The following is a 15,956-nucleotide window of genomic DNA, read 5'->3' as shown; positions in this document are numbered from 1 at the left end:
CGACTCCGCATTCTTCGCGATCACGAGCGGGCAAGTATCCGACCGGAGGCATGTCCCCGCAAGAGGGCCGGCATACAGTCCCGGACCTGCACCAAAGTGCAGGCATGTGGGCTGGCGCGGACGTGCCCTGCAACCGAACGCCTAGGACTGGAATCGAGTCAGGCCGCTGCGCTCGCGCAACTGTTCGGCAAGCTGGCCGAGCTGCGCGGGTGACCGCACGTTGAGCTTGCTCATCAGGTTTGCCCTGTGCAGCTTGACGGTGCGCTCCGCGATGCCCAGGCTGCTCGCGATCTGCTTGTTCAGACTGCCGGCGACGATCAGATCGAGCACCGCGCGCTCGCGCGCACTCAGGCTAGAGAGCAGCGCGCCGATGCGCAGCGCCTCGTCGCGGACCTTGCGCTGCATCGCCTCCGATGACAGCGCGGTCTCGATCGCCTTGAGAAGGATTGCGGACTCTACCGGCTTTGTCAGGAAATCGACTGCACCGGCTTTCATCGCCCGCACGCTGCTCGCAACATCTGCGTTGCCACTCAGGAAAACGATCGGCAACGAACGCTCCCGTTCGTTCAGCACGGCCTGCAGGTCCAGCCCGGATTGTCCAGGCATGCGCAGGTCGAGCACCAGGCAGCCGGGCCGATCGGGCAACTCGTGCAGCAGGAAATCCCCGACCGAGGCATGGCCGCGCGCATCGTATCCGGCCGCACCCAGCAGCCGCAGCAGGGCGTTGCGCTGGTCATCATCGTCATCGACGACATGGATCAAAGGGGCGACGTTCATGCGTGCGGCATCCTCGGATCGGGAGCATCGCATGCCTGCGCGATGCTTTCCGGCGGGGATATCGGCAGTCGTACGCTCATGAGGGTGCCTTCTTCAGCGTGTTCGGCCCAGATGCGCCCGCCATGCGCATCGACCAGTGTTCTGGAAATCGACAAGCCCATGCCCATGCCGTCGGGCCTGGTGGTGAAGAACGACTCGAACAGCCGCGCACGATGTTCCATGGGTATCCCCTGGCCGCGGTCGCGCACGCAGATCGTCGCGCTGTCTGCATCGGCTTTCAGCGAGACCGATACCCGCTGGCGCCCCGCGGGAACGTCGGCACAGGCGTCCAGCGCGTTGAGCAGCAGGTTGATCACCACCTGCTGCATCTGGATACGGTCACCGGTCAGGATCGTGCGACCTTCGGGCACCAGGAACTCCAACGCGATACCGCGCAGTTCGGCCTCGGAACGCATGATGGCCTGGACATCATGCAGCATGTCCTCGACGCCGAACGGGCGTTGCTCGACTTCGCGCTGCGCCAGCAATGCCCTCAGGCGCCGGATCACCTCGCTTGCGCGGAGATCGGCGCTGCGGATGTCGCCGATGATGTCTCGAAGCGCAGCGGTCGGCACGCTGCCCCTTGCATCCAGCATCATGATGCCGGCGTCTGCATTGTTCAGTATCGCGCCCAGCGGCTGGTTGATTTCGTGGGCGATCGAAGCGGCCAGCTGGGCACCGATCTGCAGACGGGTGGCATGCGCGAGTTCGGCGCGCTGCCTGAGGATGCTCGATTCCGCGCGCCGCCGCCGCCTGCGCTCGATGACGAGGCCTGCAGTCAGTGCACTCTGCAGCAGGAACAGAGCCAGGGCAACAGCGGCTTCGCGTGCATACTGCTCGAGGAATCCCGGTGCCCTGTAGTGTGCGATCAGATCCGGCTCGGCGCTGCTGGTCTGGATGCCCCAGCGCTCGACCTGTCGCCAGTCGACGTGCAGCGCCGTGGCCTGAGCCTCGGGCAGGCGTATCGAACCGGCATCCTCGCCCGCCATCAGTCTCTCGATGATCCTGCCTGCGATCATCCCGGCATCGAAGAATGCCGGCATGCGTCCGCCGACTACGCCAGTACCGATGAAGGTGTCGTACGGCGCGTAGACCGGAACGGCGGACAGGGTCGCCAGACGTACCGCCGAATCGCGCGGGGACATTTCAACGCCATCGCCGTTCATGAAATAGCCGGGGGAGAACACGATGGAATCGCGCTTCAGGGCGCCGAGGCGGCGGACCAGTTCGGCATCCGGCGCTCCCGCCAGGAACTCGAATCTCGCCCGTGGCTGGAAGCGAACTGCCTCGGCACGCAATCGGTCTTCCAGCATCCGGTCGCTGGGCGAGGCGCCAGTCACGATGACCACCTGCCGGGCCGTCGGATGCCAGCGCAGCGCCTGATCGATCGTGCCTGCAAAATCGTACTCGATCGGAACTCCGATGACATCGGCGGGCAGCGGCCCGAGCTGGGTGCGAGACACGCCCAGGTGTACGACAGGCACGCTGGGGAACAGCGCACTGCGATGCGCGAGAATGAAGGCGAGCGATTCCGGACCCGCAGCCACGATGATGGCTGGCCTGCGCGCCCGGTACTTCACGCGCAGGTAGTCGACCGCCGCGCGCTCGAAATCCGCACCCCTGAACCGGGGTGCGTCGAGGAACTCCTCGAAAAGGCTGCCACGATGCTCTGCCGACAGCGACTGGCGCAGGCCGCGCTCGACCTCCACGTTCGCGGGCAGCAGGCGACCGTTGGAGAACAGCACCAGCACGCTCGAGCCATTGGCCAGGACAGGTGTCGGCGACAGCAGTACGGCCAGCAGCAGTACGGCCGCCATCACCGCCTCGCGGCAGCGGGCCCCGCCTGATCCGCAGATCGTCCTGAGAATCGATCGCGTGCATCCCGACAGACTGGCGCAACGGCGACCGCCCGCAGCGCACCTGCGCACGCGTCGTCTGATGCGGATATCCATCGGGTCAGGATAACAAAGCGAAAACGTCCATGCACCAAGGGGCAGCGATTTTCCCGATCGCCCGGATTACCGTCGCTCGCCATATGGTATAGATTCAGGGCAGGGCTGCGCTTCTGCAGGGAGCGCTCGATGCAGGGTGGAGACCGACAATGAACGTAACCGTCAACAGGGCATTGCGCCGGCTCTTTGCGATGCTCGGCATGCTCGCATCGCTGGCACTGCCCGTACTATCGAATGCGCAGGTGCCCGAGCCTTTCCGGGACGAAGAACTCGATCAGATGCTCGCGCCGATCTCGCTCTACCCGGATGCATTGCTGTCGCAGATCCTGATGGCCAGTACCTATCCGGCGGACGTCAAGGACGCCGCCGCCTGGTCGAAGGCCAATCCGAAGGTCAGTGGCGACGAGGCGGTGAAGCGGGTCGCAGGCCAGCCATGGGAGCCCTCGGTGCAATCATTGGTGGCCTTCCCGCAGGTACTGGCCATGATGGCGGCCAGGCCTTCCGATGTGCAGAGACTCGGGGACGCATTCCTGGCAGACCCGGCACGTCTGATGGATCGGGTCCAGGTCCTGCGTGCGAAGGCGCAGGCGGCCGGCAACCTGAAGAGCACCGAGCAGCAACTCGTCGAAGTCCAGAGCGACGCGGGCAAGCAGGTGATCGTGATCGTGCCGGCGCAGCCGCAGGTCGTTTACGTACCCGTGTACCAGCCTGCGGTCATCTACGGCGCGTGGCCGTATGCCGGCTATCCCCCCTACTACTGGCCACCGCCGCCCGCCTATTATCCGGGCGGTGTCTTCGTGGCCGGGGTGGTTTGGGGCGTGGCCATCAGCGGGGTCAGCAACTCCCTGTGGGGCGGCTTCAACTGGGGCCGTAACGACGTGAACATCAACGTCAACCGCTACAACAACATCAATGTCAACCGCCCCATCACGGTCAACAACAACCGGTTCGAGCACAACGCCCAGCGGCGGCGGGACGTTCCCTATCGCGATGCCCGCAGTCGCGAACAGTTTGGCCGCAAGACCGACAGCACGGTCGACCGCGACGCGTTTCGTGGCCGTGACGGCAGGGACGCCGATCGCGCACGCGCCGCCGAAGCCCTGAAGGCGCGCGGTGCCGACCCAGCCGAAGGACGCAGGCAGTTGCAGGGTACGGATGTGGGCGGGGGGCGCGCGCGCGACCCACGCCCGGATCGCACCCCGGATCGCACCCCGGATCGCACCCCGGATCGCACCGCGGCGCGCGAAACCCACGGCGCACGCGCCGAACCGGTCGCTCAGGGCGCACTGTCCGGCGCGCGCGACAGCGGTACCGCCCGTGCCAATGCCGAACGCGGCCGCGCAAGCGCAGCGGCAATGCAAGGCGGCCATGGTGGCGGCGCGCGCGCAGCCGGTGCCGGTAGACACCGTTGAAGGCAGGAGCCCCGATGATGACAGGACACCCCACCGGCGACTTGCCCGCTGCAGCGTCGACTCCGGTTCGATCGACCCTTGCGCCGTGGCTGCGCCAGCTTGCCCGTGTCGCGGCGCTGGCCTGCATGATTTCCGGGCACGGCATTGCACTTGCGCAGGCGCCGTACGCAACGCCAGAAGCGGCGGCCGATGCACTGATAGAAGCCGTCGCCGCCAACGATCGAACGGCACTGACGCAGGTACTGGGAAAAGACGCACAGACGCTGGTACCGCTCGACCGGATGGACCCCGCTGACGTGCGCGCCTTCGTTGACAAGGCCCGACAGACACGTTCGGTCAGGATGCTCGATGGCCGCAGGGGTGAGTTGTCGGTGGGTGCCGACGACTGGGTGCTGCCGATACCGCTGCTTCAGCGCACCGACGGACGCTGGCAGTTCGACGTGAGCGGTGGCCTGCGAGCCCTCCTGGAACAGCGTATCGGCACCAACGAACGCTCGGCCATGCGGGCGATGCTGGCCTATCTGGATGCACAGCGCGAGTACGCCACGGTCGACCGGATCGGCAGCGGCGCACTGCAGTATGCGCGCCGCCTGGTCAGCAGCCCGGGCAAGCGCGATGGTCTCATCTGGAGCCCCGATCTCGGCGACGAAAGCCCGCTGGGGCAGGCCTTCCTGCCCAATCGGCCCGGGACGGGCTACCACGGTTATCACTTCCGGATCCTCACCGGACAGGGCCCGCAGGCACCCGGTGGCGCCACGAGCTACCTGATCGGCGACCGGATGGTCAGCGGCTTTGCGCTGATCGCCTGGCCGGTCAGCTACGGCCGATCCGGCGTGATGTCCTTCATCGTGAACCACGATGGCGTGATCTACGAGCGTAACCTGGGGCCCAATAGCGCGAAGATCGCTGCCAGCATCCAGCGTTTCAATCCTGACTCGCGCTGGCGGCGAACCCAGCCGTGATCTGCCTGGTCGGCATCAGGGCCGGCCAGGTGCAAAGCACTGAGCCCTGTACCTCGATTAACGGTACCGAGGTACAGGGGGGCCGAGTTCTCTGTCGTGCGCGGGCACCCGCTCAGGGCGCGAGCTTCGCCGCCTTCACGACCGTGCTCCACCGCTCGATGTCCTCGCGGATGAGGCGGTCGAACGCCTCGGGCGTGCTGACCTGCGCCGCCAGGCCCAGTCCTGCGAAACGCTCCTTCACGTCGGCCGACGCGATGGCTGCGTGCAGGTCGCGGGCTATCCGGAGTATCAGCGGGCGCGGCGTGCCGGCAGGCGCGGAGATACCGAACCAGATGTTGACGTCGTAGCCCTTCATCCCCTGTTCGCTGGTGGTCGGCACATCGGGGAACACGTCGAGCCGCCGGTTTCCGGCGACGGCGAGTGCCTTGATCTTGCCCGCGCGGATCATCGCCTGCGCGGTGACCGGCGTGGTGAAGATGATGCTCACCTGTCCCGCGATCATGTCGGTGATCGCGGGTGCGGCACCCTTGTACGGCACGTGCAGGATGTCGGTACCCGACAGCATCTTGAAGAACTCTAGCGCGAGGTGGCTGCTGCCGCCCGTGCCGGAAGATCCGCCTGAAAGCTGGCCCGGCTTCGCCCTGGCGATCGCGATCAGCTCATTCATGTTCGCCGCCGGGAACGCCGTGCTGGTCAGCAACATGATCGGCGACCAGCCGAGCAGGGTCACCGAAGCGAAGTCTTCCGGGCGGTAAGGAGTCTTCGCACGCAGTGCGAAGTTGATCGCATTGGAGCCCGGGTTGGTCATCAGCAGCGTGTAGCCGTCGGGACTGGCCCGCGCGACGATCTCGGCGCCGACGAGACCCCCGCCGCCGCTGCGGTTGTCGATCACCAGCTGCTGGCCCCAGGCCTCGGACAGCTTCTGCCCGAGGAGCCGCGCGACGATGTCGTTCGATGCGCCGGGCGGGTACGGGACGACGAGCCGCACGGCGCGTGCCGGAAAGTCGCCGGCCTTCTGCTGGGCGTGCGTGGGAGCGCCAGGCAGCAGGACCGAAAGCAGCACGGCGACCACCGCGGATTCGAGCCTCATGTTTCCCTCCTCCGTGTGCGCTCAGCGCATAGCGAGCGTCACCGGAAACAGCGATTCGTTTTCTTCGACCTGAATCGCATGATAGACCTTGAAGCGGTAGGCCGTCGGCCGCCACATGCGGCTCCAGGCAGTGCGCGGGATGGCGGGTAATCTTGTTGACTTCAATCAGTGGTCTGTGGGTATCATTTTTCCCCTCGCAAAGTCAGATGACAGACATGCTGCAAGCCGATTCCATCTTTTCAGATTTTTACGCAGCGGCGGCTGGCCGCACAGACTGGCGCAAGCCTTTTGCCGCGCTTTCTGATTTGCTTGGCCTTTGGGGTGTGCAGGTCATCGGTATTGACAAGAGGACCGGCGGCCTGTTGTTCAGCGCCGAAGGCGGCGTAGCCCCACCCGAGGCAGCACTGGACTACATCCGTTTTTTTCATGCATCCAACCCACGTATAGCACCCGCACTGGCGACGCCCATCACACAGTGGATGCATTGCCATGAGCATTTTGACGATGGGTATGTTGCTGCCAGCGCTTTCTACCAAGACTTCCTGATCCCGCATGGCGGGCGATATCTGTCGGGTACCAAGCTGATCGATAACGACGAAGTGCTGTTCATGCTGGGCATCATGCGCGGCCATGGCAGCCAACCCATTGGTCCGGCGGAGCTGCCGCTGCTGGAGCAGGTCAAGCATCACCTGACGGAAGCGTTTTCGAATTTCGTCCACATCCGCGAATCCTATGCAGAACTTGGCATGGCTCGTGAGTTGCTCGGGCAGTTCAATTACCCGATGCTGCTGCTGGACGAAACCCGCGGCATCTGGCACCGCAATCCGGCTGCGCTGGCACTGCTGGCGCAGGGCGATGTGGTGGCTGAGCAAGGCGGTTTCTTGACCTGCCGAGACAGGGCCAGCGACAGCGCCTTGACAGAGGCAATTCATGGCCTGCAACTGTCAAGCCCCGCGCCAGACGCTACAGCGTCAAAGAACAAGCGCGCGGTTTCATTGACCAGACCCGACGGCAAGGCATGGCTGGCCTTCATCAGTGCCATCCACCCCGCCCAAACCATGGGCGCTTTTGGGCACACGTCCCGTGCGCTGGTTGTTTTGCATGACCCCAACGCCAACCAGCGCGTCATCGACCCATTCATCGTGGCTGAATGCTTTGGTCTGACACCCGCCGAAGCCCGCGTTGCTGCGGGAATAGCAGGCGGTGCAAATGCCAAGCAGATTGCACAACAACAGGCCGTAGCACTGGCTACTGTTCGCACCCACATTCAGCGCATCATGGACAAAGCAGGTGTGGAGCGTCAAACCGATCTGGTTCGCGTGCTGATGGCGCTGCCGATTCGGGGATGAGGTCAGCTCCCTGCCGCTAGGCAGTAGACAGGCCTGTCGCCAGCAACGCGGTGAGTTCGGTCCGGGGAACTCATCGCGCAGCATTTCGTTGAAGCTCGCGATGTAGCCGTGCTGGATCGGCCGGCCCGGCCCTGTCTGCCTCGATCAGGATGTGGCTCACACCGTGCTGCGCCTGCATCGGATCTGGCGCGCTGTCAATAGGCGTCGCGGTTTGAACGGTTACAACTTCGCGTTGGTACGGGTGGGAGGGGCAGGTCGGTCAATCATCAATGTTGAGGATGCGAGAACGGGTTTTGCAGCGGTAATGTCCGCTGGTTATCAGCTATCTGCGCGGATCCAGCCATACGAGAGTTTCGCAACCGGAAGGAAGTGGTCGAGAGCCTGACTCGAAGGGCACAGGAAGCGGACAAGAGGCGGCGGTTTACATTGCGGGAAAATGACAATCAGGAGTCGATAGCATGAGTGAGTCGTGCGGGCCGTCTGCGATCAACGAGAGCATCGCTTCCAGCAAGACCCGGACGGCTCCAGCGCAGCCCGAAGCGCGGGTTCCAGCGGCGCCCCGGATTGCCTTGCTCGACGGGCAGAGCCCAGTGCTCCCCCCGCCGAAGCAGCGAGCGGCGTTGGTACGTGGGAAGCGGGTAGAAGACGCGGAAGAGGTCGTCGCCTGTGACGAGCCGCGCCGCGCCGCGCTTGACGGGCTCGACGCCGTGCCGGCGGACACGCAATCGCTCGGGATGGTGGTCGCGCAGGCTCCGGCCGACGCGCCCCTGGCGGGCACCGGTGGCGAGAGCATCGCCGGCACGACTGCGTCCTCGGCTACCGGCACGACCGTGTCTCCGGCGGCGGGGGTCGCCGCAGGCGCCAGCGGCCAGGGGCTGCTGATCGCGGGCATGGCGCTCGGCGTGGCCGCGGCGGCGGCGGGCGGCGGCGGATCCAGCACGCCGCCTGCGACCGGCGGCAGCACGTCTTCCGCGACCGGCAGCAGCACCGCGACATCGCCCACGGCCGTTTCCATGTCGGCGAGCGGCACACAGATCGTCATCACCTTCAGCGGCGCGCTGGACGCCAATGCTGTGGCGACGAGCGCTTTCTCGGTCACGGTCAATGGCACCCCGACCACGGTCTCGGCTGTCACCACCTCGGGCAGCACCGCCACGCTCACCGTTGCCTCGTCGATCGGCAGCGGATCGCTGGTGCGGCTGACCTACACCGACCCCACGGCCAGCGACGACGCCAACGGCCTCCAGGGTCCGACTGGCGTCGACGTGGCGAGCTTCGCCTTCTCGTCGGGCATCGTGGCCGACGGCTACGTGCGCGGCGCGCAGATCTACATCGATGCCAATGGCAACGGGGTCGCCGAATCGGGCGAGGCGCTCGTGGGCGTGCTGACCGATGCCAATGGCAACTTCTTCCTGCCGCCTGGCGCACCGGTCGGCGCGGTAATCGCCGTGGGCGGGGTCAACATCGACACCGGCATCGTCAATACGGTCGCGTTGCGCGCGCCGGCGGGAGCCTCGGTGGTGAACCCGATCACCACGCTGATCGACGCCTACATGAAGGCCAATCCAGGCTTGAGCGCGTCCGCGGCCGAAACCGTGATCCAGAACGGCCTCGGGCTGCCCGGCGTCGATCTGCTTACCTACGATCCACTGTCCGCCACGGACACCAGCGCGCTGCCGGTGCAGAAGGCGGCCGCCCAGTTCGCCTCTCTGCTGATGACGGCCATGGCCAACCCGGCGACGGGGCTCAGTGCGGCGCAGGTGGCGAGCACGATCGTCGCCAACACGCTCGCCGCCATTGGCGGCGGCACGGCGATCGATCTCACCGCCAATGCGACGATCGATGCGTTGCTCACGGGTAGCGGCGGCGGTCGGGTGACGACGTCGACGTCGGCGGCGCTAGCGAGCACGTCCAGCAGTATCGCCAGCGCGACCTCCATCGGGCAGGTGTCGCTGGTCCAGGGGCAGTCGCTCGACCGCACGGCACCGGCCGCGCCCATCGCCGCTCCTGACGTGCTGGCGGCTTCCGACACCGGTGGATCCGCCACCGACAACATCACGCGCAACCCGACGCCGACGGTACGGATCACCTTCAACACCACCGCCCTCGATGGCAGTGCGGCCGTGGCCGGCGACACCGTCCGGGTGTTCGCGGGAACCACGGTGGTGGCGGTAGCGGTGCTGTCTGCGGCGGACATCGCTGCAGGCCGGATCGACCTCACGCTCAATCCGCTCGCCGACGGCCCGCAAAGTCTGAGCGCGAGGCTGACCGACACAGGCGGGAACGCGAGCGCGCAGTCTGCTGCGCTGTCGGTGACGATCGACGGCGCGGCCCCGACGCTTTCCGTCGCCGCGATGGGCGATGCGGCGAAGACGGCAGCTGAAGCCACTGCGGCCGGCGGTGTCGTCGAGGTCACGGCCGAGACCGGCGCTGCGGTGGCGGTCGTGATCGCGGGCTCCGCCGGGCAAGTCACCCGTTCGCTCACCGGGACCGGCGCGGCACAGGCCGTGACGCTCGACAGCGCCAATCTGGCAACGCTTGGCGAAGGTCCGGTGACCGTGACGACGACGGCAACCGACCTCGCCGGCAACGTGACGACGCGTACGACCGGCGGCTTCGTGCTGGACACCCAGGCGCCCGCGGCAAGCGTGCAGGCGATCGGCTCGAACGTGAAGTCCGCCGCCTCGGCGGCCGCCGCAGGCGGTGTGCTCACGGTGACGGCCGAAAGCGGCGCGAGCGTGACCGTGACGTTCACCGGCGGCTCGGGTTCGGTAACGAAGACGCTCGTCGGTACGGGCAGCGCGCAACCGGTCGCCCTCACGCCGGGCGAGGTCGTCACGCTGGGCAACGGCGCGGTCGCCGTTGCCACCAACGTGAACGACGCGGCCGGCAACACCATCTCCAGCGCTACCGGCGGGTTCAGCCTGTTCACGACGCCGCCCAGCCTCACCGTGCAGGCGCGCGGGGATGCGGACAAGACCGCCGTCGAGGCGACGGACACCGCTGGGGTCATCGGCATCACCGCCGCTACCGGGGCGGCCGTCCTGGTCCAGTTCACCGGACAGTCGGGCGTAGTCACGCGCGCGCTCACCGGTACCGGGTCGGTGCAGGCGGTGACGCTCTCCGTGTCCGAGCTCGCCACCCTCGGTGAAGGCTCGGTCAGTGTCACCACCACCGCGGCCGATGCTGCCGGCAACGTCACGAGCAGCAGCTCGGGCGCGTTCACGCTCGACACGCTGGCGCCGTCGCTCTCGGTGAGCGTCGCTGGCGATGCCGCCAAGACCGCAGCGGAAGCGGGCGCCGGTGCGCTGACGATCACTGTCGAGAACGGCGTGACGGCGAACGTCACGCTGACCGGTTCCTCGGGTACGGTCAACCGCGCGGTCACCGGCACCGGGGTGGCGCAGACCCTGTCGTTGTCGGGCACCGAACTCACGACGCTGGGCCAGGGCAATGTCGCCGTATCGGCGATCGCGACCGATGCGGCGGGCAATGTCACCACGTCGTCCGGGACCTCGTTCGCGATCGACACCGTCGCACCCGTGCTGGCCTCGGCCGAGCTCAACGGCGACACCCTGATACTTGCGTATACCGAAGCCACGGCCCTGGATTCCGGCGTGGCGCCTGCCGCGGAGAGCTTCACCGTGACGGCCGACGGCGCGCCGGTCGCCGTCACCGGCGCGGCCGTGACCGGGATCCAGATCGTGCTCACGCTGGCTGCCGCCGTGCCCAACGGCAGCGCGGTTACCCTTTCCTATGTGCCTCCCGGCACCGGCGCCATCCGCGATGTCGCAGGCAATGCGGCGGCTGCGCTCACCGGGCAGCCCGTCAGCGTGCCCAGCGGCAGCCTGATCGACGGCTACATCCGCGGCGCCCAGATCTGGATCGACACCGACCTCGACGGCACGGCCGATGTCGACACCGGCCGGGTGACCAACGACAGCGGCAACTTCTTCCTGCCCCCGAGCACGCCCGCCGGGACGATCATGGCGATCGGTGGCGTCAACATCGATACTGGCGTTCCGAACACGGTGATCTACCGCGCGCCGCAGGGCTCGACGACGGTGTCGCCGCTGACCACGCTGGTGCAGGGCTACGCCGAGGCCAACGCGCTGTCTTCGTCCGATGCCGTGGCGCAGATTGTCGCGAAGCTCGGTCTTCCGCCCGGGGTCGACCTGCTCACGTTCGACCCGCTGACCGCGGCGCCCGGCGACGCGGAGGCGCTGGCGGTCCAGAAGGCGGCCGCCCAGATCGCGACCGTGGCCATGCTGGCGGCATCGGCACCTGCGGCAGGGCTCGACGGTACCCAGGCATCGAACGAGGTGTTCGACAACCTCGTGTCGGCGGTCACCGCCGGCGGGCCCTCGGTCGATCTCGGACCTGCGCTGCTCACCGCCGCCGGTCCGGCCACCACCCGCCCGGACACGGAGATAAGCAACGCCACCGTCGAGATCGCGGCTGCCACCGACCTCAACGCGATCACCCAGGCCCAGGCGGACATTCTCGACACGATCGCTCCGCTCGCCCCGACCCAGGCGCCCGACCTGCGTCCGCAGTCCGACAGCGGCTCGTCGAGCAGCGACGACATCACCGCCTCCGCCGCCCCGACGCTGCGGGTGCGCTTCGATGTCGCCCGGACCGACGGCCAGGCGGCAACCACGGGCAACACGGTACAGCTCTTCGCCGACGGCGGGCTCGTCGGCAGCACGGTACTCACCGAAACGAACATCGACAACGGCTATGTCGACATCGCTTCCGGAACGTTGCTCGACGGCGACCGCGCGCTCACCGCGAAGATCGTAGACCTCGCTGGCAACACGAGTACGGCATCCTCGTCCCTCGTCGTGCGTATCGACACCGTGGCACCGGTCACGACGATCTCGGCCATCGCGCTCTCCGCCGATACCGGCAGCAGCAGCACCGACTTCCTCACCCGCAGCGCGGCGCAGACGGTGACCGCGACGCTGAGTGCGCCGCTTGCCCCCTCCGAGCGCCTCTTCGCCTCGGTAGACGGCGGCACCCCGCGGACCGACATCACCGCCTCGGTCAGCGGCACCACCGTGTCGTGGGCCGGGGTGACGCTGGTTCCGGGTGCGAACACCATCCGCCTGCAGGTGAGTGACCTTGCCGGCAACAAGGGTCCTGAGACCGCGCGCAGCTACACCCTCGACACCACTGCACCGGCCCTCGCGGTAACCGACTCCGGCGACGCAGCAAGGACCCGCGCCGAAGCGACCGCACCCTTCCTCACGGTCACCGCCGAGTCCGGTGCCGCCGTGAACGTGTCCCTCAGCGGTTCGCTGGGCACCGTCACGCGCAGCCTCGCGGCGACGGGTGCCGCACAGACGGTGGATGCGCTGTCCGTGACCGAACTCGTCACCCTCGGCGAGGGGCCGGTCAGCATCCTCGCCAGGGCCACCGACGCGGCGGGCAATGTCCGTCTGCGCTCGATGGGCAGTTTCGTGCTCGACACCGGTGATCCAGCACTCGGAGTGGTGGCGGTCGGCGACAACGCCAAGACCCTTTCGGAAGCGACCGCTGCGCAAGGCGTCATCCGGGTGAACGCCGAGCCGGGCGCAGCGGTGACCGTACAGTTCACCGGCACTGCAGGAACGGTGGCGAAGACGCTCGTCGGCGACAGCACGGCGCAGGCCGTGGTCCTGAATGCCGCGGACGTGGCACAGCTTGGCCAGGGCGCCGTTACCGTGCAGACCACGGCGACAGACGCAGCCGGCAACGCGGTATCGAGGAGCCAGGGTGCATTCACGCTCGACACGCTCGCGCCCACGCTGAGCGTCACGCCGCTGCACGACGGTCAGTTGACCGCGGCGGAAGCCGCCGCAGCAACCGGGGTGGTTCGCGTGGTCTCGGAGAGCGGCGCCACGACCAGTGTAGTGTTCGCCGGCAGCAGCGGAACGGTCACCAAAGCGGTGGCCGCCGGCACCGTCTCGGTCGTGCTGTCGCCCGCCGACCTCGCGGCACTCGGGCAGGGTAGCGTCACCGCCAGCACCCAGAGCGTCGACGCAGCGGGCAATGCGACGACGCGTACCGAAGGTGGGTTCGTACTCGACACCGTCGCACCGGGTACGCTGATCGCCGCGCTCGCCCAGGACACTGGTCGCAGCGCAATCGACCGGGTGACCCGCGACCCGAGCGTCGTGATCACCGGGCTGGAGTCGGGGGCGAACTGGCAGTACAGCCTCGACAATGACGCGCAGTGGCTCGCGGGCAGCGGCACTGCCTTCTCGCTGCCGGCGGGCGCGTACACCAGCGGCGCGATCCTGGTGCGGCAAGTCGATGCCGCCGGCAACGCGAGTGCACCTTCAGCGCTCCCTGGCAGGGTCATCGTCGATCTCACGCCGCCCACTCCGGTCATCGTCGGGGTCGGCGACGGGTTCCTCACCGCTGCGGAGGCAACGGCGCCGTCCGGCGTGCTGTCGGTGAGCGCGGAGTCGGGTGCCGAGATCGCCGTCACCCTCACCGGTGCCTCCGGTACGGTGAGCCGTACGCTGACCGGTAACGGCAGTGCCCAGGCGGTGACGCTCAATGCGGCCCAGCGTGCGACGCTGGGCGATGGAGCGGTAACGGTGTCTACCGTGGTGACCGACGTGGCGGGCAACTCGAGCTCGCCGAGCAGCGTCGGTGGCTTTACCCTCGACACGACCGCCCCGACATCCACAGCCGCGGTGACGGCAGTCCGGAACACCGACTCGGCCGGGGTTCCCGGGACGACCGTCGCGGTCGGGGGGCTTACCTCGGACAACACGCTTCAGGTCGCGGGCACCGTCAGCGCGGCGCTCGCCCCGGGCGATGTGGTGGCAGTCTACGACGACGGCGTGCGCCTCGGGACCGCGCAGGTCACTGGCACAAACTGGACATTTGCGACGGCAGGCCTGTCCAACGCCGTTCACCGATTCACCGCAGCGGTCGAGGACCGCGCCGGCAACAGCGGGGCGACCGGCACCCAATACGCGGTCACCGTCGACGCGGCGCTCCCAGCGGCGACGACGAGCATCACCGGCATCACGGACGACGCGGGTTTGTTCACTGGGCCGGTGGCGTCCGGCGGGCGCACCGACGATGTCACACCGACCCTCACGGGGGCGATCACCGGCACGCTCGGCACAGGGGTAGTTGCCGTTTATGACGGCGACACTCGGCTCGGAAGCGCGACGGTCACCGGTTCGACCTGGAGCTACACCACCCCGGCGCTGCCGGAGGGGGCGCACGCGTTCAGGGCGGTGATCGAGAGCGCGGTGGGCAACCAGGGCGCCGCCAGCACCGCGTACTCGATCGTCATCGACACGCAGGCACCGGCCGCGCCGAGCATCGGCCTGGTGGCGGGCGACGACGTTGTCAACGCCGCCGAGCAGGCCGCCACGATCAGTGGCACGGCGGAAGCGAACGCGACGGTCGCACTCACGCTGGGCACGGGCAACGTTCGCACGGTGACGGCGAACGGCGGCGGCGCGTGGAGCTATACGCTGGTGGCGGCCGACATTACCGCGATGGGCCAGGGCCCTGAAACGCTGTCGGCCACTGCGCGCGACGTAGCGGGCAACACGAGCTCAGCGGGAACCAGGATCGTCGCAATCGATACGCTGGCGCCTGCGGCGCCGGCGATTTCCCAGGTGGCTGGCGACGATTTCGTCAACGCCGCCGAGCAGGGCGCCACGATCATCGGTACGGCGGAAGCAAATGCGGCGGTACGTCTCACGCTGGGCGGGAACATCCGCACGGTAGCCGCGAACGGCAGTGGCGCGTGGAGCTACACGCTGGTGGCAGCCGACATTACCGCGATGGGTCAGGGCGGGGTGACGCTTTCGGCCTCCGCGTTCGACGAAGCGGGCAACGCGGGACCGACGGGTACACGAGCGATCACGGTCGACACGCTGGCGCCTGCAGCGCCTGCGATTGCACCGGTGGCGGGCGACGACGTGGTCAACGCCGCCGAGCAGGGCGGCACGATCAGCGGTACGGCGGAAGCGAACGCGACGGTCGACCTCACGCTGGGCGCGGGGAACGTGCGCACGGTGACGGCGAACGGCAGCGGCGCGTGGAGCTACACGCTGGTGGCGGCCGACATCACGGCGATGGGGCAGGGGGCGGAGACGATCTCGGCCACCGCGCGCGACGCTGCGGGCAATACGAGCACGGCGGGCACACTAAGCATCACGATCGACACGCAGGTGCCTGCGGCGCCGGTGATCTCGACCGTTGCGGGTGACGACGTCGTGAATGCGACCGAGCAGGGCGCCACGATCAGCGGCACGGCAGAAGCGAACACCACGGTCGCACTCACGCTGGGCACGGGGAACGTTCGCACGGTGACGGCGAACGGCAGCGGCGCGTGGAGCTACGCACTGGTGGCGGCC

At 67.7% G+C, this 15,956-nt stretch carries 7 protein-coding genes; 4 read left to right on the top strand and 3 right to left on the bottom strand.

Going from position 1 to position 15,956, the window contains the following annotated elements:
* Positions 1-141: 141 nt before the first annotated feature.
* Together ING98_15135 and ING98_15130 are read right to left on the bottom strand one after the other, a co-directional pair.
* Complete coding sequence (locus ING98_15135; protein MCA3103198.1) at positions 142-777, bottom strand: response regulator transcription factor; 636 nt, start codon at positions 775-777, stop codon at positions 142-144.
* Positions 774-2,633, bottom strand: coding sequence for a HAMP domain-containing histidine kinase (locus ING98_15130; GenBank protein MCA3103197.1), 1,860 nt, complete (start codon positions 2,631-2,633; stop codon positions 774-776). The genes ING98_15135 and ING98_15130 overlap by 4 nt, the downstream gene beginning before the upstream one ends.
* A 284-nt stretch (positions 2,634-2,917) precedes the next feature.
* Between ING98_15130 and ING98_15125 the strand changes: the two genes are divergently transcribed.
* Positions 2,918-4,180, top strand: coding sequence for a DUF3300 domain-containing protein (locus ING98_15125; GenBank protein ID MCA3103196.1), 1,263 nt, complete (start codon positions 2,918-2,920; stop codon positions 4,178-4,180).
* Between the two features lie 17 nt (positions 4,181-4,197).
* Positions 4,198-5,142 (top strand): DUF2950 domain-containing protein, encoded by a 945-nt coding sequence (locus tag ING98_15120; GenBank protein MCA3103195.1) that lies wholly within the window; start codon positions 4,198-4,200, stop codon positions 5,140-5,142.
* A gap of 112 nt (positions 5,143-5,254) precedes the next feature.
* Here the strand turns inward: ING98_15120 and ING98_15115 are convergent, their stop codons facing one another.
* Positions 5,255-6,232, bottom strand: coding sequence for a tripartite tricarboxylate transporter substrate binding protein (locus ING98_15115; GenBank protein MCA3103194.1), 978 nt, complete (start codon positions 6,230-6,232; stop codon positions 5,255-5,257).
* 206 nt (positions 6,233-6,438) lie between these two features.
* Here ING98_15115 and ING98_15110 point away from each other — a divergent pair, with 206 nt between their 5' ends.
* Positions 6,439-7,581, top strand: a complete 1,143-nt coding sequence (locus tag ING98_15110) for a hypothetical protein (GenBank protein ID MCA3103193.1) — start codon at positions 6,439-6,441, stop codon at positions 7,579-7,581.
* Between the two features lie 620 nt (positions 7,582-8,201).
* Positions 8,202-15,956 (top strand): hypothetical protein (locus ING98_15105; GenBank protein ID MCA3103192.1); only part of this gene is annotated, 7,755 nt, incomplete at its 3' end.

The sequence above is a fragment of the Rhodocyclaceae bacterium genome (genome assembly GCA_020248265.1).
Classification (GTDB): Bacteria; Pseudomonadota; Gammaproteobacteria; order Burkholderiales; family CAIKXV01; genus CAIKXV01.
This window is presented reverse-complemented; position numbering and strand designations above follow the sequence as displayed.

Bases quoted from the DNA above. Each gene is read 5' to 3' on its own strand.
- ING98_15110 (MCA3103193.1), top strand. From the start codon at position 6,439: ATGACAGACATGCTGCAAGCCGATTCCATCTTTTCAGATTTTTACGCA.
- ING98_15120 (MCA3103195.1), top strand. From the start codon at position 4,198: ATGACAGGACACCCCACCGGCGACTTGCCCGCTGCAGCGTCGACTCCG.
- ING98_15130 (MCA3103197.1), bottom strand. From the start codon at position 2,633: ATGGCGGCCGTACTGCTGCTGGCCGTACTGCTGTCGCCGACACCTGTC.
- ING98_15135 (MCA3103198.1), bottom strand. From the start codon at position 777: ATGAACGTCGCCCCTTTGATCCATGTCGTCGATGACGATGATGACCAG.
- ING98_15115 (MCA3103194.1), bottom strand. From the start codon at position 6,232: ATGAGGCTCGAATCCGCGGTGGTCGCCGTGCTGCTTTCGGTCCTGCTG.
- ING98_15125 (MCA3103196.1), top strand. From the start codon at position 2,918: ATGAACGTAACCGTCAACAGGGCATTGCGCCGGCTCTTTGCGATGCTC.